23 protein-coding genes and 2 pseudogenes are annotated in these 24,088 nt (G+C 58.1%); 4 read left to right on the top strand and 21 right to left on the bottom strand.

From position 1 onward, the window contains the following. Positions 1 to 265: 265 nt before the first annotated feature. From M0D69_RS33465 to M0D69_RS33450, 4 genes are all read right to left on the bottom strand, one after another. The gene (locus tag M0D69_RS33465; RefSeq protein WP_301786119.1) at positions 266 to 1,867 is read right to left on the bottom strand and encodes a peptide chain release factor 3; all 1,602 of its coding nucleotides are present in this window, start codon (positions 1,865 to 1,867) and stop codon (positions 266 to 268) included. Positions 1,868 to 2,147: 280 nt separating this feature from the next. After that, positions 2,148 to 2,372, bottom strand: a complete 225-nt coding sequence (locus M0D69_RS33460) for a hypothetical protein (protein ID WP_122178059.1) — start codon at positions 2,370 to 2,372, stop codon at positions 2,148 to 2,150. 242 nt (positions 2,373 to 2,614) lie between these two features. Then, complete coding sequence (locus M0D69_RS33455) at positions 2,615 to 3,892, bottom strand: multidrug effflux MFS transporter (RefSeq protein ID WP_301786118.1); 1,278 nt, start codon at positions 3,890 to 3,892, stop codon at positions 2,615 to 2,617. A gap of 1 nt (position 3,893) precedes the next feature. Continuing rightward, positions 3,894 to 4,859: a zinc-binding alcohol dehydrogenase family protein gene (locus tag M0D69_RS33450; protein ID WP_301786117.1), complete on the bottom strand. Its 966-nt coding sequence runs from the start codon at positions 4,857 to 4,859 to the stop codon at positions 3,894 to 3,896. A 107-nt stretch (positions 4,860 to 4,966) separates the two neighbouring features. On the opposite strand from M0D69_RS33450, the gene M0D69_RS33445 reads away from it, so the two are divergent. After that, the gene (locus M0D69_RS33445; RefSeq protein ID WP_301786116.1) at positions 4,967 to 5,872 is read left to right on the top strand and encodes a LysR family transcriptional regulator; all 906 of its coding nucleotides are present in this window, start codon (positions 4,967 to 4,969) and stop codon (positions 5,870 to 5,872) included. Between the two features lie 40 nt (positions 5,873 to 5,912). Here the strand turns inward: M0D69_RS33445 and M0D69_RS33440 are convergent, their stop codons facing one another. The 12 genes and pseudogenes from M0D69_RS33440 to M0D69_RS33390 form a co-directional block, all read right to left on the bottom strand. Then, the gene (locus tag M0D69_RS33440) at positions 5,913 to 6,116 is read right to left on the bottom strand and encodes a hypothetical protein (protein WP_301786115.1); all 204 of its coding nucleotides are present in this window, start codon (positions 6,114 to 6,116) and stop codon (positions 5,913 to 5,915) included. Positions 6,117 to 6,379: 263 nt separating this feature from the next. Continuing rightward, positions 6,380 to 6,772 (bottom strand): annotated as a pseudogene (locus tag M0D69_RS33435) (methyl-accepting chemotaxis protein); the annotation flags it as partial. 238 nt (positions 6,773 to 7,010) lie between these two features. Next, a pseudogene (locus M0D69_RS33430) lies at positions 7,011 to 7,879 on the bottom strand (ornithine cyclodeaminase family protein); the annotation flags it as partial. 94 nt (positions 7,880 to 7,973) lie between these two features. Then, positions 7,974 to 8,906: an electron transfer flavoprotein subunit alpha/FixB family protein gene (locus M0D69_RS33425; protein ID WP_301786114.1), complete on the bottom strand. Its 933-nt coding sequence runs from the start codon at positions 8,904 to 8,906 to the stop codon at positions 7,974 to 7,976. A gap of 14 nt (positions 8,907 to 8,920) precedes the next feature. Continuing rightward, positions 8,921 to 9,670 carry an electron transfer flavoprotein subunit beta/FixA family protein gene (locus tag M0D69_RS33420; RefSeq protein WP_301786113.1) on the bottom strand — a complete coding sequence of 250 codons (750 nt, stop codon included), beginning with the start codon at positions 9,668 to 9,670 and terminating at the stop codon, positions 8,921 to 8,923. A gap of 141 nt (positions 9,671 to 9,811) precedes the next feature. Further along, positions 9,812 to 11,149 carry an MFS transporter gene (locus M0D69_RS33415; protein WP_301786112.1) on the bottom strand — a complete coding sequence of 446 codons (1,338 nt, stop codon included), beginning with the start codon at positions 11,147 to 11,149 and terminating at the stop codon, positions 9,812 to 9,814. A gap of 307 nt (positions 11,150 to 11,456) precedes the next feature. Further along, positions 11,457 to 12,473 carry an amidohydrolase family protein gene (locus M0D69_RS33410; protein ID WP_301786111.1) on the bottom strand — a complete coding sequence of 339 codons (1,017 nt, stop codon included), beginning with the start codon at positions 12,471 to 12,473 and terminating at the stop codon, positions 11,457 to 11,459. A 94-nt stretch (positions 12,474 to 12,567) separates the two neighbouring features. After that, positions 12,568 to 13,353 (bottom strand): enoyl-CoA hydratase/isomerase family protein, encoded by a 786-nt coding sequence (locus M0D69_RS33405; RefSeq protein WP_301786110.1) that lies wholly within the window; start codon positions 13,351 to 13,353, stop codon positions 12,568 to 12,570. Between the two features lie 4 nt (positions 13,354 to 13,357). Further along, positions 13,358 to 13,873, bottom strand: a complete 516-nt coding sequence (locus M0D69_RS43910) for an acyl-CoA thioesterase (protein ID WP_367619795.1) — start codon at positions 13,871 to 13,873, stop codon at positions 13,358 to 13,360. Beyond that, on the bottom strand, positions 13,870 to 14,673 hold the full coding sequence (locus M0D69_RS33400; protein WP_301786121.1) for a citryl-CoA lyase: 804 nt from the start codon (positions 14,671 to 14,673) through the stop codon (positions 13,870 to 13,872). Before M0D69_RS33400 ends, M0D69_RS43910 begins: the two co-directional genes overlap by 4 nt. A 5-nt stretch (positions 14,674 to 14,678) precedes the next feature. Further along, positions 14,679 to 16,178, bottom strand: coding sequence for an AMP-binding protein (locus tag M0D69_RS33395; protein WP_301786109.1), 1,500 nt, complete (start codon positions 16,176 to 16,178; stop codon positions 14,679 to 14,681). A gap of 137 nt (positions 16,179 to 16,315) precedes the next feature. Further along, entirely contained in the window at positions 16,316 to 17,452 is a 1,137-nt protein-coding gene (locus M0D69_RS33390) for an acyl-CoA dehydrogenase family protein (RefSeq protein ID WP_301786108.1), read from the bottom strand. A gap of 110 nt (positions 17,453 to 17,562) precedes the next feature. Between M0D69_RS33390 and M0D69_RS33385 the strand changes: the two genes are divergently transcribed. The 3 genes from M0D69_RS33385 to M0D69_RS33375 all read left to right on the top strand — a co-directional run bounded on the left by M0D69_RS33385 (position 17,563) and on the right by M0D69_RS33375 (position 19,780). Continuing rightward, complete coding sequence (locus tag M0D69_RS33385) at positions 17,563 to 17,838, top strand: hypothetical protein (protein ID WP_301786107.1); 276 nt, start codon at positions 17,563 to 17,565, stop codon at positions 17,836 to 17,838. Next, positions 17,835 to 18,884, top strand: coding sequence for a LacI family DNA-binding transcriptional regulator (locus M0D69_RS33380; protein WP_301786106.1), 1,050 nt, complete (start codon positions 17,835 to 17,837; stop codon positions 18,882 to 18,884). Before M0D69_RS33385 ends, M0D69_RS33380 begins: the two co-directional genes overlap by 4 nt. A gap of 272 nt (positions 18,885 to 19,156) precedes the next feature. Continuing rightward, positions 19,157 to 19,780: a GNAT family N-acetyltransferase gene (locus M0D69_RS33375; protein ID WP_301786105.1), complete on the top strand. Its 624-nt coding sequence runs from the start codon at positions 19,157 to 19,159 to the stop codon at positions 19,778 to 19,780. A gap of 32 nt (positions 19,781 to 19,812) precedes the next feature. Here the strand turns inward: M0D69_RS33375 and M0D69_RS33370 are convergent, their stop codons facing one another. The 5 genes from M0D69_RS33370 to M0D69_RS33350 form a co-directional block, all read right to left on the bottom strand. Beyond that, positions 19,813 to 20,214 carry a type II toxin-antitoxin system VapC family toxin gene (locus M0D69_RS33370; protein WP_301786104.1) on the bottom strand — a complete coding sequence of 134 codons (402 nt, stop codon included), beginning with the start codon at positions 20,212 to 20,214 and terminating at the stop codon, positions 19,813 to 19,815. Further along, positions 20,214 to 20,450 (bottom strand): antitoxin, encoded by a 237-nt coding sequence (locus M0D69_RS33365; RefSeq protein ID WP_301786103.1) that lies wholly within the window; start codon positions 20,448 to 20,450, stop codon positions 20,214 to 20,216. The genes M0D69_RS33370 and M0D69_RS33365 overlap by 1 nt, the downstream gene beginning before the upstream one ends. A 114-nt stretch (positions 20,451 to 20,564) precedes the next feature. After that, on the bottom strand, positions 20,565 to 21,602 hold the full coding sequence (locus M0D69_RS33360) for an NADP-dependent oxidoreductase (RefSeq protein ID WP_301786102.1): 1,038 nt from the start codon (positions 21,600 to 21,602) through the stop codon (positions 20,565 to 20,567). Between the two features lie 91 nt (positions 21,603 to 21,693). Then, on the bottom strand, positions 21,694 to 22,641 hold the full coding sequence (locus tag M0D69_RS33355; protein ID WP_301786101.1) for a PfkB family carbohydrate kinase: 948 nt from the start codon (positions 22,639 to 22,641) through the stop codon (positions 21,694 to 21,696). Beyond that, a complete protein-coding gene (locus M0D69_RS33350; RefSeq protein WP_301786100.1) occupies positions 22,638 to 24,077 on the bottom strand; it encodes a cytosine permease in 1,440 nt (479 codons plus the stop codon). The genes M0D69_RS33355 and M0D69_RS33350 overlap by 4 nt, the downstream gene beginning before the upstream one ends. Positions 24,078 to 24,088: the final 11 nt, after the last annotated feature.

Below are 24,088 nucleotides of genomic sequence, written 5' to 3'. Positions count from 1 at the left end.
GGATGTGTGAACCCCTCCTTCTCGCGAATCCTGACACGAACACGCTTCGCCCCCACCGCTCTCGGGCAAGCACGATGGCCCCCAGACCATGACGGCCTGACGTGTGCTGGTTGCCTCATTTCATGGTGGGTTGGCTAGGTGGACTGCGAGGTCATCTTTTGAGGTGGGTTGTACGCGGATAGCGCGGGGTGAACCTCCGGCAGGTTCAATCACTGGTCGCGCCAGAACCCCAAACCCCGTCCACCGGCGCGAGCCCCCCCCCTTTCTATATTGACTTCTGAAACGGCGCTCCAGAATGCTCGCGCAATTCATTAAAAACGATCTTCGGCCAAGCCTTCTTCGCCACATCAATTTCAGAAACGTGCGAGGCGAGATACGTCGGCGCATTCGACGCGTCAAGTGCAATGCGAGCCGAATACGCATCGGTAAAGCGGCGCAATTCTGCAGCGTCATCGCAAGTAACCCACCGCGACATGCGATAGCGCGCCGGCATGATCCGCACATCCACCTTGTATTCCGCCGATAACCGGTGCGACACCACTTCAAACTGAAGTTGCCCGACCGCGCCAAGAATAGTCGACCCGCCAAGCACGGGACGGAAGACCTGGATCGCGCCTTCATCGCCTAGTTGACGCAACGCTTCACCAAGCTGCTTGGCACGAATCGGATCGACCACTTCCACCGTCTGGAAAATTTCAGGCGCAAAGAACGGCAAGCCGACGAACTGCAGCAATTCCCCTTCGGTCAGCGTATCGCCAAGACTTAACGTGCCGTGATTCGGAATGCCGATGATATCGCCAGGGTACGCTTCGCTGACGGTCTCGCGACGTTGCGACAAGAACGTCACCACGTTATTCGCACGGAACGTCTTGGCCGTACGTGTCACCTTAAGCGCCATGCCGCGCTCAAAATGTCCCGAGCACACCCGAATGAACGCCACGCGATCACGGTGCGCAAGATCCATGTTCGCCTGCACCTTGAAGACCACGCCAGTGAAGCGGGGCTCTTCCGGCAACACCGGACGTTGTACCGACATACGCATGGACGGCGACGGCGCGAGGTCGACTAGCGCGTCAAGAATTTCCTTCACACCGAAGTTGTTGATCGCCGATCCAAACAATACCGGCGACTGTTCGCCCGCGAGAAACGCAGCGCGATCGAACGCAGGCGTAGCGCCCGTGATCAAGTCGATTTCTTCTTTCGCACGCGCCCAGCTCGGGCCGAACCGGCGCTCGCCGTCGGCGTCGTCCAAAGCACGCACCGTTTCAACCGCACCGCCAGCCGTGTCCTGTCCAGCACGGAAGACACGCACCTGATCGTGCGCGATATCGTAGACGCCCTGGAATTCCTTGCCCATGCCTATCGGCCACGTGAACGGCACAGCCGCCACGCCCAGATGCTGTTCAATTTCATCGAGCAGTTCGAGCGGCTGGCGTACTTCGCGGTCGAGCTTGTTGATGAACGTGAGGATCGGCGTGCGGCGGCTGCGGCAGACTTCGAGCAGCTTGAGCGTCTGCGCTTCCACGCCGTTTGCACCATCGATCACCATCACGGCAGCATCGACGGCCGTCAGCACGCGATACGTATCTTCGGAGAAGTCTTCGTGTCCCGGCGTATCGAGCAGGTTGATGACGCAATCGCCGTATTCGAACTGCATGACCGAACTCGCGACCGAAATGCCACGCTGCTTTTCGATTTCCATCCAGTCCGATGTCGCGTAACGGCTGCTTTTGCGGCCCTTCACGGTACCCGCGATCTGGATTGCGCCCGAGAACAGCAGCAGTTTTTCAGTCAGCGTGGTCTTGCCCGCGTCAGGGTGGGAAATGACCGCGAAGGTGCGGCGCCGTTTAAGTTCGGAGAGTGACATCGGTACTGGAAAGAGCTGTAGGGTTGAGCGTTCGGGCGGAGCGGCGGCCCGAAAAGCTGCGTGGTGTGGATGATACACGAGGGGGTGGTCACTCGCGCCGAGGTTGGTCTGCTCGCGCTAGTGGGCCAGGATGCCGCTGGGAGCCATAGTGCTCAACGTAGATCCGCTCGCACCAGGCTCAGTTGCTTGTACGGACGAAAAAAAGCCCCGACGAATCGGGGCTCCTCTAGCATCGCTTAAGCTTAAGAAAGGCTTAAGGAAACTTGCTGCTTAAGCCCTATTAAGGCTTGGCTGCCGACGACGGGATCGTCGTAGCTGCTGCATGCTTGTGATGCTTCTTATGGTGCTTCTTAGCCTTGTGCGCAGCGCTAGCCGGCGTTGCGGCAGCAGCCGTCGCGGCCGGAGCCATGGCGGGAGCAGGCGTAGGAGCCGGTGCCGAAGCCTGTGCAAAAGCGCCAGCAGAGAACAAAGCGACGAGCGTCGCGGCAACGAGTTGCTTTTTCATGGCGATAAGACCCTTGATGGTTGATTAACGACTACGCGGCGACGACGTCGCGTGTACTCGTTTAACGTCTCATCGCGGAGTGTGTTGACACGGATCGAAAGAAAAACTGACGACATCCGCTAAATCACCGCGAGCAGGATTCCTTCGATTAACCGTGAAAACGTTAGCCTGTGCCCCTGTTTTCGCATCTGCATGAAATTCAGCACGAGTACATAACACTGTTTAACGATTTCATTCGACCGCTAATCGAAGCAGCGTGTTATGGCCTTGTAGACCGACGAGGCCGGGTTCACATCGGCGACCGCTGAGGGCGTCTCTATTCCTTCCCGCCGCCCGAGCCAGATCCAGACCATTCCCGCAAGCAATGCGCAAGCGGTCATCACGCCGCTCATAGCGAAGATCCCGAGTGCGGGAAACAGCAGCGCAACGACCGAGCTGGACGCCGCGCCGCACAGCATCTGTATGGAAGTCAACAAGCCGCCCGCCACGCCCGCCACTTCAGGAATGGGATCGAGCGCGCCGTGCGCGGCGCTGGGCGCGGCCAGTCCAAAGCAAAAAGTACTTGCCACCAGCAAGGGCATGACCGTGAGCAACGACACCCAATGCATTACGCTCAGCGTGATCAATCCGAAGCTCGCAGCCAGCGTCACGCAGATAGCCGTTGCAAGAATACCCCGCGACTCAAAACCACGCGCACCGATAAACCCGTTCACCGTTGCACCCGCAACAATGCCCGCGCCAGTCATTGCAAACATAGCGGCATAGACGATCGGCCTGACGTGCAGGATATGCAGCAACACGAGCGGCGAGCCCGCGACATACGCGAACATCCAGCCGAATCCGAAGCCGTTGATAAGGATGTGCCCAATCACCGCGCGATGCGTCAGCACGCGCCGATATCCATCGCGCAGTCCAGAAACGGCGACACCTGCGCTGCGCTGTGGCGCGGACTCCGTGAGGCCAGCCCAGGTAACGAGCGCGGCCAGCAGTCCGCAAACCGCCATGACGCCGTAGATTCCGCGCCATTCGATCGCCGCCAGCAAACCCACGCCAATCGACGGCGCCACGATCGGCGCAACATTCGCGACCACTGTGATGGCCGCGAGCCGGTGCTGCATCGCGTTGCCTTCGAACAGATCGCGCACGACGGCCAATGCGACCGTCATCCCCGCGCCCGCCCCAATACCCTGTACGAGTCGGGCGCCAAGCAACACGCCAATGCCGGGCGCGAGCGCTGAAACGATCCCGCCCACGGTGAACAACGCAAGGCCGAGCAGCAGCGTGGGCTTGCGGCCGCGAGCGTCAGAGAGAGGGCCATACACGATCGGCCCGACCGCAAAACCCGCCATGAAAAGGCTCAAAGTAAGCCCGGCCTGACTTGCGCTCGCGTGCAATGAGCGTGCAATGTCGGCGAGCGCGGGCAACGCCATGTCGATAGAAATGGGCGGCAATGCAGCCAGCGCGCCAAGAAAAACGGCGAAGAGGATGGATTGCGGCGCGAGTCGCCAGTGCGTCGTCATATCAGGTCCGCTTCGTTTGCAGAGTGAATACCACACGGCCATGCGTGCCCGCCGCCACCGCCCGGTAGGCGGCTTGCGCTTCCTCGAGCGAGAAGGTTTGCGCGATCCGCGGCGCTTTGTAGCTGCCGTCTTCGAAGCCGGGACGCAGTGCTTCGAGCATTTCCGCCGATGCCACCAGATCGCGCTTCAATGTATCGACGCCAATCAGGCGGCTCTCGTTGTGATAGAAATCCGCGAGATTGAAAGTCACTTCGCGGCGGTCCGTGGCGGATATCTCCACCAGCCGTCCGCCCACTTTCAACATATGGACGGCTGTTTCGAACATCGATCCGCCAACGGTATCGAATACGACAGGCGCGCCGCCGTTCGTCGCTGCGCGGATACGTTCGACGGCATCGGAACCTTGCGAGTCCACCATGGCGTCGACGTACGGACTCGTCGCGGCCACTCCGCGCGCCACACCCACCACCTTCGCGCCGATACGTTTCGCGATCTGCGCCGCCGCCCCGCCCACACCGCCGAGCCCGATGATCACGATGGTCTCGCCGGCCTGCACCTGCGCCGCTTCCACCATGCCGCACCACGCCGCGATGAAATTCACGCCGATCGCCGATGCTTCTTCAAACGTCAGATTTACCGGCTTGCGGCGCAGGCTTGAAACGGGCACAACCACCTGTTCCGCGTGCGTGCCGTCGCGCGTGAAACCGACGTCGCCGCCCGAACCCCACACTTCAGCCCCAAGCCAGGCTGCGGGACCTTGGATCACCACGCCCGCGTAATCGCGGCCCGGCGTGCGCGGCAGCGTCGTCTGGCTCATGCGCCCTTCCACGTTCTTTACGTCGCTCGGATTGATCGATGCCGCGAAGACCTGCACGACGGCTTCGTCTGCGGATGGCCTCAGCTTGGGCAGATCGTCGATGGCCAGAACGCCCGGGTCACCGTGTTCCGTAAAGCGCAGTGCTTTCATTATGGTTCCTCCGTTGCAATGTCCGCATTATTGCCGCGCCGGCCCGTGGCGAAAAGGCGCTTGTCCGCATAGAATCGTTGCGTCAAGTGGAAAGATGGATTGAATCGATGCCCGACGAGATCAACGACCTGCGCCTGTTTGCGCAGATGGTGGATGCCGGCAGCCTGTCGGCGGCAGCGCGCCGGACCGATGGCTCGACCGCTGCGATGAGCCGGCGGCTCGCCGCGCTGGAGAAACGCCTGGGCGTACGCCTCGTTACGCGGACATCGCGGCGGTTCGACCTGACCGTGGAGGGCGCGCGGTTCCATGAGCGCGCGGTCGCGATCCTGCAAGCGGTCGACGACGCCGAAGCTGAAATCAGCGCTCAGGCGCGTGTGCCGCAGGGTTTGTTGTGTATCGGTGCACCGTCGGAGATTGGCCGCAAGCAGATCGCGCCGCTGATCGAAGTGTTCTTGGACCGTTACCCGGAGGTCGAGGTGCGGCTCGTGCTCTCCGATATCGGGCTGGATGTAATCGATGACAATCTCGATGTGGCGCTGCGCATCGGCTTGCCGACAGATACCGGCGTCATCGCGAAGAAACTGCTGTCGAGCCGGCGCATTGTGTGCGCGGCGCCGGGTTATCTGGCACGGCATGGCACGCCGCAAACGCTCGCCGATCTCGCCGTGCACGATTGCCTGCGGCTCGTGCGCGGGCAGCGTGTTTTCGATCGATGGCTATTCATGGAAGACGGCCGGCACCGCGAGGTTCAGGTACGCGGCACGCTATCGACCGCGAGCGGCGAGGTGCTCCACGACTGGGCGCTGAAGGGCCGCGGCCTTGCGTTGAAGGCCCTGTGGGACATAGAAGATGATTTGCTGGCGGGCAGGCTGATTGAATGCCTCGCGCCTTATCACTGCGATGAAATCGAGTTATATGCGGTGTTTGCGAATCGCCGGCATTTGTCGCCGAGAGTGCGGGTCTTTCTTGATTTCGTGCAAGAGACGCTCGGCGGCAACTCGGTGGCAAGATAGGCACGCTTTAGACTTGGCTTTAGCGCGCTCGTTTTAACTGTCAGCTCGACGCCAGCGGCATCCACGGATCGTTACCGACCGCCGGATACATGAGCGAAACCTCTTTGCTTACGCGTACGATTTCATGGATGTTATCTCTGAAATTTGGGCTCTTTTCGTAGCTGATAAAGGTGGCGTCCGCGAGAGCGGACAAGGTCAGCAGCGCGAAAGCGATGCGCTCGACGATCATGAAGCGGCGGGGCATTTCCAAAGTTCCTTGAATCTTGACTTTGGAAATTATAAGGGTTTTCACCTATCTTTTGCCAGTCGAAAATAAGGACGGGTGACGTAAACGACACGGTAAAAAACGCCGCTTACGAAATTATTTTGTCCTTCACTATGTGAAAAATCAGTTTAATTGATCGCTGTAAACGACTGAAAGCAGAAGTCGAGATTCACTTAACTTTGAACTTTGGTCACTTAAGTCTTAACCTTGCGCACACAGGGTGCGACCGGAACCGGTCGCTTTCATATCGCGCTTGGTGCCGCGCTACCGAACTGACCCGTGGAAGTCGACGCACTGCTTGTTGCCTGTTCCATCTCGACCTTGAGCAGAGACACCGTGTGATTCAGTTTCATCGCCTGCTCTTCGAGCAACTGCGCAGCAGCAGCCGCCTGCTCGACGAGCGCGGCATTCTGCTGAGTCACCTCGTCGATCTGCCCGACCGCCCGATTCACCTGCTCGATGCCGCGCCCCTGTTCCTCCGACGCCGCGGCGATCTCACCGATGATGTCGGCGACCTGCTTGATGGCCTGCCGCATTTCGGCGGTGGTGCGGCCGACTTCCTCAGCGTCGTTCGAACCCGTGCGCATCTCGTTGACGGAGGCTTCGATCAGGTCTTTGATTTCCTTGGCTGCGGCCGGGGGAGGGCGACCGGGGTCAAGAACCTGTCAAAAAGACATCGACGACCGAAGCGCTGCGTCTTTGCCAAGGGGGATTGCGACGTGCATTGATCTGGACAATCATCAAGGAACACTGCTCCTCTGCTAGACGCACCTACCAGGGCCATCCAACCATCGTTCCGATGCCTGCTTCGCGAGCGGCACGACATAGCATTCGCGCGACGGTCAAATCTTGCAGCGCGAGGCCTGTCAAATCGAATATTGTGATCTCGTCATGTGCCCTCGGTGCGTGTAGTCCATTCGTAACTACGTCACCGAACTCTGTGCGCGCTACTGTTGGTGCCCATTGAACTTCACCGATCTCTACGCTCTGAGTCGCATCGTCTACATAAACGTTCGCTCGCTCGAGAAGCCCAGCCGGCAATTCGCGTTTACCGCGCGTGTCTGCGCCGACACAACTGATGTGGGTCCCGGCGCGAACAACGTCAGCATCGAACAACACCGTCCTTCCAGGCGTAGCTGTGATAACAACATCGCTGTCGGCGACAGCCCTGTTTGCGTTGGTCGCGAGTCGAATATCGCATCGGGACGCAAATAGTGACTCGAACGCTGGATCACGGGTTCCTGATGACGTCACGTATTTCACATTCGAAGTGACGGTAGAACATCTAGAGCGAAGCGCGTTTGAATTTGTCCTTGCACCCCAGTACCGAAAACGCACATGGTGGCGCTGTCAGGTCGCGCCAGCGCCTGAAGGCCAAGAGCACCCGCCGCACCGGTACGCATGGTGGTAACCGCGTTTCCATCGATCACACATTTCGGTCGCCCGGTATGTGGATCGATCAACATGATTGTTGCCTGATGAGGCTCGCTACCTATATTTCGGTTGTTCGGCCAGAACCCTGCCGCCTTGAACCCCAGTAGATCGAGTTCTTCCACGTCTCCAGACTTGACGCCAAAAATGTCCTCCGTACCAAGCCGCTCGCGAACCACCGGGAAAAGGCGCCCTTTCTGTTCATAGTGCAAAAGGAACGCTTCGCGCACCGCTAAAATCACACCCTCAGGTGAGAGCAAGACTTCGACTTGGTCTTTATTCAGCAACAGCAATGTTTCGATTTTTGGCATGAAATCACCTTAGCTCCAGAACGGGCTGCGTGACACGAACAGAATCACTCGCTCAACGGAAAGTCTCTACAACGCTAAGGAGCAACCCGTAACGTCAGATCGATGCAGTCAGCTCAGGTACGATGGCAAAAAGGTCGCCCACAAGTCCATAGTCAGCCACCCCAAATATGGCTGCTTCCGGATCTTTATTGATCGCCACGATCACCTTGCTATCTTTCATGCCAGCTAGATGTTGAATCGCACCCGAGATGCCGATTGCCAGATACAGTTCGGGCGCAACAATCTTTCCGGTTTGTCCAACTTGGTAATCGTTTGGCACAAACCCGGCATCCACGGCCGCACGCGAAGCCCCTAGAGCGGCGCCTAGCTTGTCCGCCAGTGGCTGTAGAATCTTCTCGTAATTCTCGCCACTACCCAGACCACGTCCTCCAGAAACGATGATTCGGGCGGCAGTCAATTCCGGCCTATCCAGTTTTGTGACTTCCCGACTCACAAATACCGAGATCCCGGGGTCGGCAGCGGCCTTGACGTGCTCGATTGTCCCAGCGCCACCCATGGCCGCAACCGGCTCGAAGGCGGTTGCCCGAACCGTCGCGACCTTGTGCGGATCGGTCGATCGCACCGTCGCGATCAGGTTCCCCGCATAGATAGGCCGGTGGAAGGTGTCCGGGCTCTCCACTGCCGTCACATCGCTGATCTGCGCAACATCCAGCCTGGCGGCGATGCGCGGTGCGACGCTCTTTCCGAACGCAGTGGCAGGCGCAAGAACATGCGTGTAGTCCCCCACCAGTTGCATAGCCGTCGCTTCAACGTTCTCGGCCAGAGCATCCGCAAGATGAGGCGCGTCGGCAACCAGGACCCGCCGAATTCCCATGATCTTCGAGGCCGCTTCGGCTACTCGTTGGACGTCAGCTCCCACGATAAGCAGATCGATGTCGCTTCCAATCATCTGAGCCGCCGCGATTGTGCTCAAAGTCGCCAGCTTGACTGACGTGTTGTCATGCTCGCCAATTACCAGGATTGCCATTTCTTCCGCCCTTCCTATATGACCTTCGTTTCGCTCTTCAATTTTTTCAGCAACGCCCGTACATCGGGCACCTTGATACCCGCTGCGCGCTTCGTGGGTTCAGCGACACGCAGCATTCTTAGTCGCGGCGTTACGTCCACGTCGAGCACATCCGGCGTAACCGTCTCAAGTGGTTTCTTCTTCGCCTTCATGATGTTGGGCAGTGTCACGTAACGAGGTTCATTGAGGCGTAAGTCGGCGGTCACCACAGCCGGCAGGGCAAGCAACAGTGTCTCCAGTCCGCCGTCAACTTCACGCGACGCCTGAAGTTGACGGCCGGCAATCGCAACCTTTGAAGCAAAGGTTGCCTGCGGGAGCCCAGCCAGCGCTGCAAGCATCTGGCCGGTCTGGTTACTGTCATCGTCAATCGCCTGCTTGCCTAAGATCGTCACCTGAGGAGCCTCGCGATCGAACACCGCCTTGAGAAGTTTCGCCACTGCGAGCGGTTGTAGTTCGGTCTCTGTTTCCACGAGAATCGCCCGATCGGCACCCATTGCCAACGCGGTTCGTAGTGTCTCTTGACATTGAGACGGACCACATGAGACAACGATCACCTCCGCTGCTGCACCGGCCTCTCTCAGGCGAACTGCTTCCTCAACAGCGATCTCGTCGAATGGGTTCATTGACATTTTCACGTTCGCGAGATCAGGGCCGCTACCGTCGCTTTTCGCTCTCACTTTCACGTTGCTGTCGACGACACGCTTGACTGCCACCAATATCTTCAAAATGTTCTCCTTCACAGAAAACGAGCTGATAAATAAATCGCTATCCTAATCATCAATCGGAAGTTCCGATCGAAGTGATGGTAGAACCGTGTGCCGTGTCTTTTGGCCGCAGCGCAGAGCAACTGCCCGCAGTCAAAATCGCTAGCTCTGCGGATGGCTCACTTGTTTCAACAAATCTGATCGATCGCCCAAGCCGAGACCTTCTGCGGCGCCAGAAATATCCGCAAGATCGCGACCTCGCGTCTCCGGAAGGAACGTCAAGGCAAGTAGCGCACAGAAATAGCCAATGAAGCAGAACAGAGCAATCGCACCCGCTAAACCTATGTGTTCGGCGACAACGCCGACAACTGCGACGCTCAGAGCCCCGAGAGACTTCCCGACGTTGTATGAGAACCCCATGCAGGTGGTCCGGATTGCAGTTGGAAACAACTCGGACAACATGGGTCCGACACCTGCAAATGCACCGTTCACAGCCATGCCAACAGGAAGCCCCAGCATTGCCAACATCCACGGGTCCATCGGAATGAACAGATAGCACGCAGTCAAGGACGCCGCAAAGAGACAATATGTCATCGCCGTTAGTCGACGACCAAAATAGTCGTTAAGATAAGCGAAGCTCACCTGACCGATAAACGAGCCACCGCTCATCATCAGCGCCATCATAGCGACGACTGACACAGGCAAATGACGAACTTGAATCAGCATTGTGGGCAACCAGATTGCAATGGCAAAACTGCTTGCCTGAAGGCCGGTGACCAAAAGTGCGGCGAGTAAGCTCGCGCGCCGGACATCTAGTCGCAAAGCTGAGCGCCATGTCGCGACAATTGCACCGCTCGTCTCCTCCTGCAGCTTCCTGAACAACTCCGGCTCGGGAACATACCGCCGGATCAACAGCACTATGAGTGCAGGAATGACACCGATCCAGAACGCCGAGCGCCACGCGATCCAGGTCGGGAGAAACGCCAGAAGGACTCCTGTAACAACTGAGGCGAGCGCCCAGCCAACAGAGAACCCACTCTGAACCAGACCGAGCGCCTTTCCGCGGTGAGCGGGGTTGATTACCTCAGCCATTAACGCAGCACCAACGGCCCACTCAGCGCCGAATCCCAAACCTTGTAAAGCTCGCACTACCAGCAACTGACCATATGAGCTCGTAAGTCCGGCCACAATACTGAACCCGGTAAACCAGATTATCGACCACGTTAAAACGCGCACTCGTCCGTGGCGGTCGCTCAAAATCCCCGAGACCCAACCTCCGACCGCTGCGGCCAACAATGAAGAAGTCGCAATTAAGCCCGCCTCAGATTTGGAGAAATGCCACGTTGCCATCAGCGTGGGCAACAGGAAAGCCAAAATCTGGTTGTCAAAGCTATCCAGGGTCCAACCGCAAAAGCACCCCCAGAACGTTCGCCGCTCCACGGGGGAGGCGGCCCGGTACCAATCAAACATTCGCATTTTGAATATCTCCTTGGAAGGCACATTAGATACCGCTTCGATAGTTCGCTTTCGTACTCACGTCTTCAACCAACAGCACCCTCGTTCTGCAGAACACTTATCCGTTTCTTATCCTGTCGAGGACAACGCCGGGATGAAGTTTTTCTCTCGCCCCCGTTTTCGAGTGCCCCCAAAAAATGCTGACCAGACATCAATCTGTCTGTTCGAACTTCATCGCCGCAAAGGGTTACCGCACTGATCTCTTAACGATATGTTCCGTTAAACTTTTTGCATTCAATAGGTATACGAAGTAAATATTCTTTACCCGAATTCGTGTGAAACCTGGACCCGGTTACCGCGGTCGTCCGGCGTCCGTCAGCAGCCTCTCCGCATTCAGATGGCAGATACGTGCGCGGTCGCCGTGCGGCAAACGATCGATGACCGGCACCGAGCGCTTGCCCTCTGGATCGCCAATATCGAACGGGTAATCGCTACCGAAGACGACGCGATCCGAACCCATGGTCTGAATGACGAATCGATTGCTGTCTTCGCTCAAGGCACAGGTGTCGTAGTAGAGTCTGTCGAGATATGCGCTCGGTTTCTGCGAAATATGTTGCCGGAAATATGGGTCAGCCTCCCAGCCAGTCGCTTCGTAGGCAGAGTCCAGTCGCCCGCGAAGAAAGACCAGGTTGCCACCACCGTGCGCCAGAACCAGCTTGAGTGCAGGATAACGTTCAAGCACACCATTGAAAATCATGCGTGTGATTGCCAGCGTGGTCTCGAACGGCCAGCCGACGAGAACGTGGACGCCATACATGCCGAAACGATCCGAGAGTGCCGCAGAGGTCGGATGCATGAAGACAATCAGACCGAGTCGTTCGATTGCAGCGAAAAGTCCCGCGAACTCAGGGCCGTCGAGCGGCTTTCCGCCCGCGGTACTCGGCATGATGACGCCGCGGAATCCCTGTTCGTGCACGGCGTACTCGAGCTCAGCGACCGCTCGCTCAGGTTCACCCAAGGCCAAAGATGCCAGCGGCTCCATTCGCCCTTCTGACTCAGTTGCGGTTTCCAGCGCGGCCTTGTTGAGAGCTCGAACCAGTTCAACTCCGGAGGCACCGCCAGGCCACGCCAACATAAACGGTGGTGGTCCAAAAAGTTGGAGCCCTACGTCACGACGTTTGAGGCTTTCGAGCCGATGTTCCATATCAAAGAGATGCGGATCCAACGTACTCTTCCGATCGTCGCCCGCGCGCCGGATGATATAGAGACCTTCACTGTCACGCTCGGACCGAAGTCCTGCAACCGGGGACTTCGCCAGATCGACGATGAAACGTTCATTGAGCGCGTGTGCGTGCAAATCGATAATCATGTACTACTCCTCTAACATGGGTCGTAACGCTCAGGTTTCACCCGTGGTTTCTTGGCCATCCACTTGGCCCGCGGCTTCGACGAGCCTGTGTTTGTCAGGTCGGCGCCGCTGCGTGCCAAAACGGCTCAAAATTCGTATCGCGCTTTTGGGTGAAAGCGTCGAGACCTTCCTGCCATTCGGCACGCGGGACGTCGGTAACCGACCGTTGCACCCGTGCCCAGTCATACTCAGCGTGCGCATGCAGGTGCCTCTTCGCGGCCGAAATAGCGCCCGGAGGCGCCTTTGAGACAATTTCATGGGCCCACGAAACCGCTTTTTCCATGACTGACTCGCGCGGGACAACCGCGTTGACCAAACCTCTGGAAACGCCTTCGTCGCTACTGAGTTTTCGACCGGTCAAAATCAGTTCAAGTGCAACCCTGGAACCCACCATTCGCTGAAGGAGTGCCAGGCCAGTATTGGGGATCACCCCCCGAGAGACTTCCGGTAAAGCGAACCAGGCGGCCTCCGCAGCGACCACGAGGTCACATGACAGGGAAAGTTCGAACCCACCCCCCAACGCCCCTCCCTGAACGGCCGCGACGACAATACGCGGCTCTTCGACCAGGCGCTTAAACAGCAACGCGGGGTCAGTCAGAGGGTCAGTGCGCTCCATCCATCCGTCTTTCAGGTCGTCGATGTTCGCTCCCGCACAAAACGTCGGCCCGTTCGAGGCGATCACAATCGCGCGTGCCGCAGTTGCGGTACTGAGTTCCAAAGCCTTGAAGACTTCGCTTACGATCTGCCGTGACAGAGCATTACGGCGATCCGGGTCGTTAAGTGTGATGACGGCAACATCGCCGCGCATCTCGAACAACACTTTCGAAAAATTCGTGGGCATACCTTTATCTCCAAAATCCGGCACTGGCCGACTCGTCTCTCGCGCCCGGCAAGCCCGCAAGCAAGTAGGTTCGAATCGGCTCTGGAATTGGAGCTGGCTCAGCCCGCTCCGTATCAAGAAGAACGCAGGTCGCCAGTGCGAACACCAAACATTCAGATCCGATGAATAGGCCCTGCGCCAGCCGGAACGAAGTACTCCCAACCTTAAGGGTTGTGGACCCTATGTCGATAGTCCCTGGAAAGTGAAGCTCCTTGAGAAAGTCGATCGATAGATGAGCTACAACTACGTTCCTGCCGATCATCGGCCCTTTCAACGAATCGCGGTCCAAAATCTCCATCCGGGCCACTTCGAGCAGAGTCGAGATCGCCGCATTATTGACGTGACGAAATTGATCAGTGTCGGCGTTCCGAAGCTTCGCTTGCGTCCAGAAATCGCACTCCCACCTCTTAAGCGGGTGCGTTCGACTCAGTGAGTCAGAACGTGCCAACGTCCGCGAGCCTTCGGTTGACGTTACGTTCACTCCTTGTGCATGTGTTTCGTTGCCTCATGTTCCGTCCGCAGGTAGAGTGTCTCGGCCATGGGTTGGCGCATCTCCTCCAATACATGCCCCACTAGCCCAACGGCTCGCGCAGCGACGGCCAAACCGCGACAGATCTTCCACGTGATGCCCATCTCCGAAGCTACAGCAGCCATCGCGCCGGTGACGTTCAAGGGAAGAGGACGGCCCGCCTGGAGTGTGGCCTCCTTGGCAATAGCGTCCATCAACTGAACGTAGGGCCCGTAGTAACCGGTTTCCTTCGCGACTTCGAACAGCGCAACGCTTCGCGGGTCGATCGGTTTGTGAAACGGGTGTCCAATACCAGGGATGATTTCCTTGCGGGAACGGTAGCTAGTGACGATCTCTGCCGCCTTCGCATGTGGATCGGGCAGCGTCGTATTCGCGGGGATTGTTTCCTGCAATAATTTGGCTGCGTTGTCGAGCGAGCCAACGAACACGGATCCGAGACCCAGCAGCCCAGCGGCGACCGCTGCCTGAACCGCCTCCGGCGCACCGCAATACGTAAAACGCGTGGCCAAGGACGAAGGCGTGATCCCGTGCTCAACGAGAATGACCATCATTGCATTGAACATCCGCAGCTCGCGCGCTTCAGGTAGTCGAGCGAACAGTTGCAAGAAGGTCATCTGTCCAAAATCGATCTTGCCCACAATGTCGTTACACAGATCGAACCCGTGAATTACCACCTTGGAAGGGTTGGCCCACGCGATATCGGACTTTACTTGACTGTCTTTCATTGTTTCGACTCCCTCTTTGTGCCGCATTTCAATCAAACGGATAGCTCAGCCGCTGCCATTTCGCGCAACTTCGTCTTCAGAATCTTCACGCCGTTGGGGCCAGGTTTCTCCGGAAACGCATCTACAAAGACAATTCGTTTCGGTACCTTGTAGTTCGCGATGCCGGCTCGGCAGTAAGCGATCAGGTCGGCCTCAGACAGTTCTGCATCCACTGCTCGAACGAAAGCAACCGCAACGTCGCCCACGCCAGGCCTCTTCACAGCAACCACCTGCGCGCCAATCACACCCTCGTGCTGAGTCAGGAACTCCTCGATCTCCGACGGATCAACGAGATATCCACTGAGGCGCAGGCCATCATTGAGGCGCGCCAGGTAGATGAAGCCGTCCGCAGTACGCTGCACGAGGTCTCCCGTCTTGAACCAACCGTCCGGGGTGAACGCGCTCGCAGTTGCAGCCTCGTTGTACAAATATCCTGTCATTACGTTGTAGCCAAGAATTTGCAGTTCACCCTTGTGTCCTTCGGCGACTTCGAGGCCGTTATCGGCGTCCAAAATCCTCAGTCGAATCTCGGGTGACACTGGTGAACCACCGCCTAGCGAGCGGACTCGCGGATCCTCATCGGGGTAACGAGTAGCCGTAATTGCAAGACACTCCGACATGCCATACAAACCGGTGAGCGACAGGTTCAAGTCCTGTTCTGCCTTTTGGCAAATCGCAGGGCCGAGGCCCGCAAATTCGGTGAAACCACCACGCCTCCAGGAAGCTAGCGAGTATTCGTTCGTATCAAGGATCCGGTCGAAGAGTCCATCTGAGCCGAAGCTGTGAGTCACAGCGTGCCGCTCGATCGCCTGCGCGGCGTCCTCGCCTTTAAATACAGGCATCAAGACGCACGCCGCGCCCGCTGCGATTGCAGCAATTGCTTGAACGAAACCCAACACACCGTACAACGGTAATGCGCAAAGCATCACATCGCCGCCGCGAACATCCAGCTCACGCGAGACGTTCAGAGCATGTTTTGCGACGCCCTCCTGGGTGTGCAGAGCGAGTTTCGGATGACCAGTCGTTCCCGAGGTGCTGAAAGTGACCAGCGGGAGTTGGAGTGGTGCCGCCAATACGCGCTCGGTTTTCGCCGCCCCATTACGTATGAAACCAGCGTTGATATCGACGCTGAGAATGTGCTCGAGAGCCGGATTGTCCGACTTGAGGGCGGTCGCCGCATCTTGATAGTCATAGTCGAGAAATTGAGTCGCAACGACTAATCCTTTCGCGCGGCTTTGGTCGACTACGTAGTTCGCTTCTGCAAGTTTGTATCGAGTGCTGACTGGCACCACGATCACACCAATCGCCGCGGCTGCGAAAAGTAGCTGCAACCACGCCGGACTATCCGGGAGCCACATAGCGAGCACATCGCCCGCTGTGAAGCCCAGTGAGAGAAGCTCGCTTGCTGCATCAGACGCCGCAGCATCAAGTTCAGCGCGGCTAAAGGTCAGATCTCCAAAGTAGCAAACCGGGAGCGCGGGATCATGCGCCAATAGATCTCTAAACGCCCTGATCGAGGCAACTGTATCGGAGCTCCCGTCGCGCTGAGACGGTGAAGCCGGAGCTCGCGTCAGAGTCGGCGTATTCGAACAAGGAGAATTTTTCAACATAACGACCTTTCGATTCATGCTTAGGCGGACAGCGCGTTTCGCGCAATTTGCAGGCGCTGCATTTCCGAGGTTCCCTCTCCAATACGGAAGGCCCTTGCGTCACGATAAAAACGCTCGATCGGAAGTTCGCACATGTAACCCATGCCGCCAAATATCTGCAGGGCTCGGTCCGCGACCCTGCAACCCATTTCACTCGCGTACAACTTTGCTCGCGCGGTAGCAATGCGCGCCTCAGGAACATCGGCCTCAACAAGTTCGGCCGCGCGTCGAATCAGGAGTCGTGCTGCTTCGATCTCGACATCGTTGTCTGCGATCATGAATTGGATCGCTTGATGATTCGCGAGCTGAGTGCCGAAAGCAGAGCGCTCCTTCGCGTAGTCGCAAGACATCGCGTGTGCGCGCCCGGCGAGGCTCGTTGACCGGCAGGCGGAAAGGATTCTGTCGTGATTGATCGATTCCATCATGCTCATGAAGCCGTCACCCGGCTCACCGAGGACATCCGCATCCGGGACAAAACAGTTTTCCAACGAGAAACCGTTGAGGTGGTAACCGCGCCAGCCCATCTTTTTATATCGGGTCATGCCGACGATGCCCGGGTTGCTGCGTTCGACAATAAACGTCGTCAGCTTCCGCTTGAGGGATGCCTGGGTATCCGTCACTGCAAGTACGATGATGTAGTTTGACGTTTCGGCATGCGAAATAAAATGCTTGCTACCATTGAGCAACCATCCGCCATCGGTTTTTTCTGCACGCGTACGCAGATTGTTCAGATCCGAACCCGCGTCGGGTTCGGTCAAAGCATAGGTAAGAATTTTTTTCCCTGACAGGAAACCAGGGAGAAGCCGGTCGCGCTGCTCGGCGTTACACCTCCCGAGGGAAAGCGGAAGGTGACCGAACACTTCGCTCAATGGGACGGACGTATATGTCATTTCTTCCAAAATTGCCAACTTGGCGGCGGCACTGAGACCCGGACCTCCAATCGACTCGGGCAAGTTGAAACCATACAATCCCAGTGCCGCTACTTCAGAGCGCAACTGAGCGAGCAACTCTTCATTCACGTCGTCTGCCGCCTCGATTTGCTCCTCCAGCGGAACCAGACGTGAGCGTACAAACCGGCGCGTCGTCGCCCGAAGCAATTCAATCTCTTCACTGTTCATGCTGTCCTCACTACGTAGTTTCGAAAACGATTTCGATCAAAGATACCAACGTAGATCGCAAAGCTCAAGGTTCGCCAAAAATATCTCGAAATCGTTTTCGATCACAATTTGTGGCCACTGCGCGGCGCAGCATCCTCGAGAGACAGGCGGCACAAGGCTTTCCAGTGCGTGGTGTTCGCTGCGTTCAAATCCCACAACGCAAGGCGACGCGGGTAAACACCGATAAAAAGGATCAATGCAGGACCGCCTATCGGTTCTGCCAGAAGATCGAAATCGATTTTGAAACTCGCTCGAATCTTCAGATGCTGCGCATCTCCGGATTCCGTAGAATAGAGAAATCGATTTCGACGCGTCCGTTGTTCCGTATCCAAGGAAAGCTGGAATGAACATTCAAGAATTAGCGTCGCACTTAAAACTCTCTGTCAGTACCGTATCGAAAGCCATCAATGGCAGGCCGGATGTCAACCCAAATACTCGACAACGAGTGCTTGAGGCCGCCGCGCAGTTTGGTTTCACGGCGGACGCTGCGGCGAGAAGACTGCGCACACAAACATCCGATCTCATCGCGTTTGTGTTGTCGGCGCCTCAGGCACATTTCGCCCATCCTTTCTTTTTGAATATGCTGATGGGGATTGACGAAAAGCTCGAGCATTCGCGCTATCAACTGGTCGTCTCTTCAGCGCGAAGCGCTGAACACGAAATGCAAGTGCTCAAGCGCCTTGTTGAAGTACAAAAGGTCGATGGTGTGCTCTTCGGCCGCACGCGTCGATACGATGATCGGATTGCCTATTTGCTGGAACGCAAAGTGCCATTCGTTGCTTTCGGACGCAGTGAAACGCCAGGCGAATTTGCCTATCTGGACATTGATCACACCGTCGTTTCGCGTGAAGGTTGCGCACGATGCGTGACACTTGGACATAGAAGAATCGGCCTTGTGAACGCGCCAGACACGTTAATGTTCAGTTGCCACCAACGACTAGGATACGAAGCCGCCCTTCGCGCGGCCGGCATACCATTTGACGCGAAGCTATACGTCGAAGCGAATATTACGGAGGAAGGTGGGCTCGCTGCGGCAAGACAGATGCTCGAAACAGATGACCCACCGACTGCAATAATCAGCGGGCACGATCTTGTGGCCATCGGCATCTACCGAGCGATCACTGAGCGCGGCTTGGTCCCTGGTCGCGACATTGCGGTGATAGGGGGAGATGATCATCCTTTCGGCACCCTTCTCTCCCCCGCGTTGACGACCTTTTCTGCTGAAACGCTGCACGCTGGAAAAAGAATGTCCGAGATGCTGCTGGCGCAACTGGAAGGCGTGCCGGTGAGAGAGCTTCAGGAGGTTTGGTCGCCCGAACTTATCCTGCGCTCTTCCGATGGTTCGCCGCGCCTGACGACCGTCCCAAAAGATCCCGCCTTAGCAGGGGGGTAGGATTTCGAGAACCACATCGCATCTCAGTAGGTGGGACGCAGAAGCATTGCAACACCCCTAGCCACGAATCAAGACACGCTGTGCAAATCATGAAGCCATTTATCGTCGGTGATGCGTAGTCAGCTATTTGCGATTGAGGCGTGCTCCGAAGACCCTACGCCGGGGCTACAGCAGCAGCTCCGGCGGGACAAACCGGTCGGCCCTCGACCAGATCGGGGGAGCCGCTGTTGCTTCATCTGAACTTCGGTCGTGTTAGCGCAAAGCAAAGCTAAATGAATCTCGACAGCAGAGGTCTATTCCCGCTTATGGCCATCGAAGCCGAACACAACGCCATGGCGCAATTTCCGCCAGAGGGTATAAAAACGGAGCGTGTCGTCCTGCATCCGGCCAGCAGTCAGCACACCGGCGCGCTGCTTCTCTACCGGCTCGAGAATCGCGCGCACCTCGACCGCTGGGAACCGTTGCGCGAGGACGCTTTCTTCACGATGCAAGCCGCTAACGAACGCATGGCGTTAATGGAGCAAGCGATGGCCGCCGGCACCGCTCTGCACCTGCTGATTTTCGCAAGCGAACGCCGCAACGTGCTGATCGGCGACTGCCACTTTACGAACATCGTGCGCGGGCCGTTTCAGGCGTGTCATCTCGGTTATTCTATCGACCAGCGTTATGAAGGGCGCGGACTGATGCGCGAAGCGCTTGGCGCGGCGCTGGGTTTTATCTTCGATGCGTACCGCCTGCATCGCGTCATGGCGAGTTATCGGCCGGACAATATTCGCAGCGGACGTCTGTTAGAGAACCTTGGGTTTGAACGTGAAGGGCTGGCCAAGGCGTATCTCAAGATCGACGGGCAGTGGGCGGATCATGTCCTGACGTCGTTGGTGAATCCGCAGGACTAGGGTTGGATGGGATAGAGCCAACCGCCACAGCCTTATCCGTTTAGCCAGTTTTCAATCTTCACGCCAGGATAATTCGCGAAATCTCGTTCATTGTTGGTAACCAGAATCACGTCTAACGCGACAGCATGCGCCGCTATTAGCTTGTCGAGATGATCCTTCTTCCGTTCGCGTGTGGCTTCCCGGATCGGACCGTAGGCGGTCGCGGCAGCTGCGTCGAACGCCAACACCCGAATGTCTTGTGTCAGTGCCGCAAGATGCCGCCTTTCACGCTTTGGGTTTGCCGAAACTGCCACACCGTATTCCAGTTCGGCAAACGTGATAGCAGACATGACCACGTCGCCGAAATAGCATTTCTCAAAACGTCGGGCAACCTGCTCGGGTTGATTTTTCATCAGGTAAATGCAGATATTCGTGTCGAGCATATAAAGCGGCATTACAAATCCTCGCGGTCCGTCTGCTCGTGTTCGTCACGACCATCCACCGTGAAATCCGGTGCAAATTTGGCAAAGGTTTTCAGCACCCCCGCCAGAGATCGACGTGCCGGACGAATCCTCAATTCGTCGCCCACGCGCTCGATCTCCACCTCTAAATCCATACGGTCATAGGCAAGTTCGGCGGGAATGCGTACGGCCTGCGAGTTTCCATTTCGGAAAACTTTCGTGGTGGGCATAGCGAACTCCTTGTGTGTACGTTAGATGTACTATAGCCGAGGACGCCCTCAATGTAAATACACGTGTGTACAATCTACTTCTGGAGAAAAATGGACGTACAAAGACACTGCCCATCAGGCTCCAGCTTCCTCAGACACCCGCACCAGCACCTTGCCGAAATTCCGCCCGTCGATCATATCGAGGAATGCCTGCGGCGCGTTCTCCAATCCCACGGTCACATCTTCCAGATGCTTCACCTGGCCCGCGCGCAAAAAGCCGCCGACATCGCGCAGGAAAGCATCCCGATACTCGGGCAAAAACTCGTAGTTGATATAACCACGCACCGTCAGGCTGCGCGTAAGAATCGCGCGCATCGTCGCAGCGAGCCCATCGTCAGCGCCGCCATTTTTCCCCGACGTCTGCGCCATCAATCCGCACACGGGAACGCGGCCGTATTGATTGAGCAAAGGCAGCACGGCCGTCCACACCGCGCCGCCGATGTTCTCGAAATACACATCGATCCCGTTGGGACATGCCTTCGCCAACTGATCGGCAAAATCAGGCGCACGATGGTCGATGGCGGCATCGAAGCCCAGTTCGTCCACCACATAGCCGCACTTCTTCGCGCCACCCGCGATACCCACCACACGAGCACCTGCGATCTTGCCGAGCTGACCGACGAGCGAGCCAACCGGACCGCTCGCCGCGCCAACCACCACCGTCTCGCCGCTCTTCGGCTTGCCGATCGCCGCCATACCGGCGTACGCAGTGAACCCCGGCATGCCGAGCACGCCGAGGTAGGCCCGGGCAGCGATGCCGTCCACGGGCAACGCGCTCAGGTCCTTGGCGTCGGCCACCGCGTGACTGACCCAGCCCGCGTGCACGAGCACCTGCGCGCCCGGCTGAAGTTTCGCATCGCGTGATTGGATGACAGTCGCCACGCTCTCGCCGGGCATTGCCTCGCCGATCTGCGCGGGTTTCGCATACGAGCGCGCGTCGTTCATGCGACCGCGCATGTACGGGTCAAGTGATAGATGGTCGATGCGCAACAGCACCTGCCCGTCCTCGGGCGTGGGCATCGGCACTTCTTCGAGGCGAAAATCTGTCAGCGCAGCACGACCTCCAGCAGGACGCGAGGCCAACACGATTTGTCGAGCGATAGCTGAGGTCATGCGGTTTCTCCAGGGCGCAAAGCGGGGAAACTCAGCATATACGCGCTCGCGCAATCGCGCATGGACGAGCGCCCAGATGTCCCTGGATCGCTTAAGCAACCGACGCAATGAAGGAGTCGATTTCCGCTGCATCCGGTGCGGTCGCCGGGCCATGGCGCGTGACGGCAATCGCCGCAGCAGCGTTCGCGCGGCGAGCCGCCGTTCGTGCCTCTGCGCCGCTCGCGAGCGCGGCCAGGAACACGCCGGCGTGGGCATCGCCGGCACCGTTGCTATCGACCGCTTTCACTGCGAACCCCGGCACATGGTCGCGCATTTCAGCCACGCGCAGATGACAGCCGAGTGCGCCATCGCGAACGATCGCCAGCGCGCCCGTTCTTAAGCGCGCGATGATCAAGTCGAACGCGGCGTTGAAGTCGTCGGTATCGGCGAAACGCAACGCTTCCGCACGGTTGCTCGTCCAGATCGATACGACGGCCAGCATGCGCTCGAGCAACGCTGCATCGATGGCATCCACAAGCGGTCCCGGATCGAACGCAATGCGCGTTTCAGAAGGCAGCTCCTCAAGCCAGTCGACTAGCACGGCACCCTTGTCCGCGAGCATCAGGCTATAACCGCTGACGTAGACAATATCGTTCCCATTCACCGAGAGAGCATCCAGCACGTGCCGATCGAGCACGCTTTCCGCGCCCATATGCGAGACGAACGTGCGCTCGGCGGAAGCATCGACGATAGCCACGCATACGCCCGTATCCCGGTCCGCGACTTCCGGCGCCGCAATCTCCACGCCTTCTTGCGCCAGCGCCTGGCGCGCCATGTCGCCGAAACGCCCGCGCCCAAGACCGCCCGGATACACCACGCGCATGCCGCTGCGGCGCGCCGCCGCCATGACGTTGAAACCGCCGCCCACTTCGAAGCTTGCGTGGTGCGCGAGCACATCGCCGCCCGGTGCGGGAAGCGCATCGATTTGCATGACCAGATCGACGATCACCTGACCCGTATGAATCAATCTCGATGCCTGCTGTGATTCTGCTTGCGTCATGCTGTCTTCCAACGCTTAACTGCTCCGCGCGCGCCGCCTAAAACCGCGTACACACCGGCCGCGACCACGAACGTCACGATCCAGCCAAGGCCATTGCGGCCGAGCCACGAGTCAGCGAATACGCCATGAATCGCACCCGTCGAGAGAAAGCAGAACCCGAGCACGATTGCGAGCGCCCACGCGCCGAACGCGCGCCACTCAATGCCGCCCTTGTACCAGTAAGCGCTGCTCGGGGAGACATCGAGCAAGTCCGTCGGCGAATACTCGTGGCGATGAATCAGATCCACGACGAAGATACCGACCCACGCCGTGATAGGCACCGCGAGCAGCGAAATGAAGCCGATGAACGGACCATAGAAACTTCCCGCAATCAGCATGAAATAGATCGAGCCCGCGAAGATCACCACGACATCGACCACCACCGCCTGCACGCGCTTCACTTTCAGGCCCAGCGTGAGTGTCGTCAAACCGGCCGAATACACCGACAAATAATTGGACAGCAGCAAACCGCCGAACGCCGTGATCAGGTAAGGAATAGCCATCCAAGTAGGCAACATTTCGCGAATCGCGGCGATCGGGTCCGTAGCGGACGCGAGATGATCGTTGCCGACCGAGAGCAGCGCGCCGAGCGTGACCAGGAGAATCAGCGGAATGCCCGCGCCGAACGCCGCCGATGCCACCAGCGCCGGACCCTTGACCGTTGGCGCCTGATAGCGCGACATATCGGCGCCTGCGTTGGCCCAACCAATCCCGGTTCCTGCTGCAATCGTGCCGATACCGATTATCACCGCACTCAACGGTGCTGGCGCCGCGTTGATCACGGCGTGCCAGTCGATGGCCGTCGCAAGGAAACCGGCGACCAGCAAGTTGAGCACGCCGAACACGTAGGTGGACCACTTCTGGATCACAAGCAGCGTCGCGTGCCCGAGCCCCGACACGATCAACGTGAGCACCACGAACACAGCGATGAACACAAGCGTCAGCACCGGTGCGTTCCTGCCTTCGGCGGGCGTGCCGAACACGATGGTTGCGAGCGATAACAACACGTACGCGGCCGTCGTTGTATTGACCGTCTCCCAACCGAGCCGCGACAGCAGCGAGACGATGGTCGGCCCGATATTGCCGCGCACGCCGAAGATTGCACGCGACAGGGTGAGGCTCGGTGCATGCCCGCGTCGCCCGGCAATCGAGATCACGCCGACGATGGCGAACGATCCCGCTGCACCGACCACCGCGACAAGCGCCGCCTGCCAGATCGCGAGATGCTGGAAAGCCACCAGCGTTGCGCCTAGCGGCAACCCGAGAATGCTGATGTTAGCGGCGAACCAGACCCAGAAAAGCTGCAGCGGATGCCCATGACATTCGCTTTCCGGTACAGGTTCGATACCGCGCGTCTCGACCTTGCGAGCGCTGTTTGACGTGCGTGGCGAAGCCATCTGAGTCCGAT

The sequence above is a fragment of the Caballeronia sp. SEWSISQ10-4 2 genome (assembly GCF_030464885.1).
Classification (GTDB): Bacteria; Pseudomonadota; Gammaproteobacteria; order Burkholderiales; family Burkholderiaceae; genus Caballeronia.
This window is presented reverse-complemented; position numbering and strand designations above follow the sequence as displayed.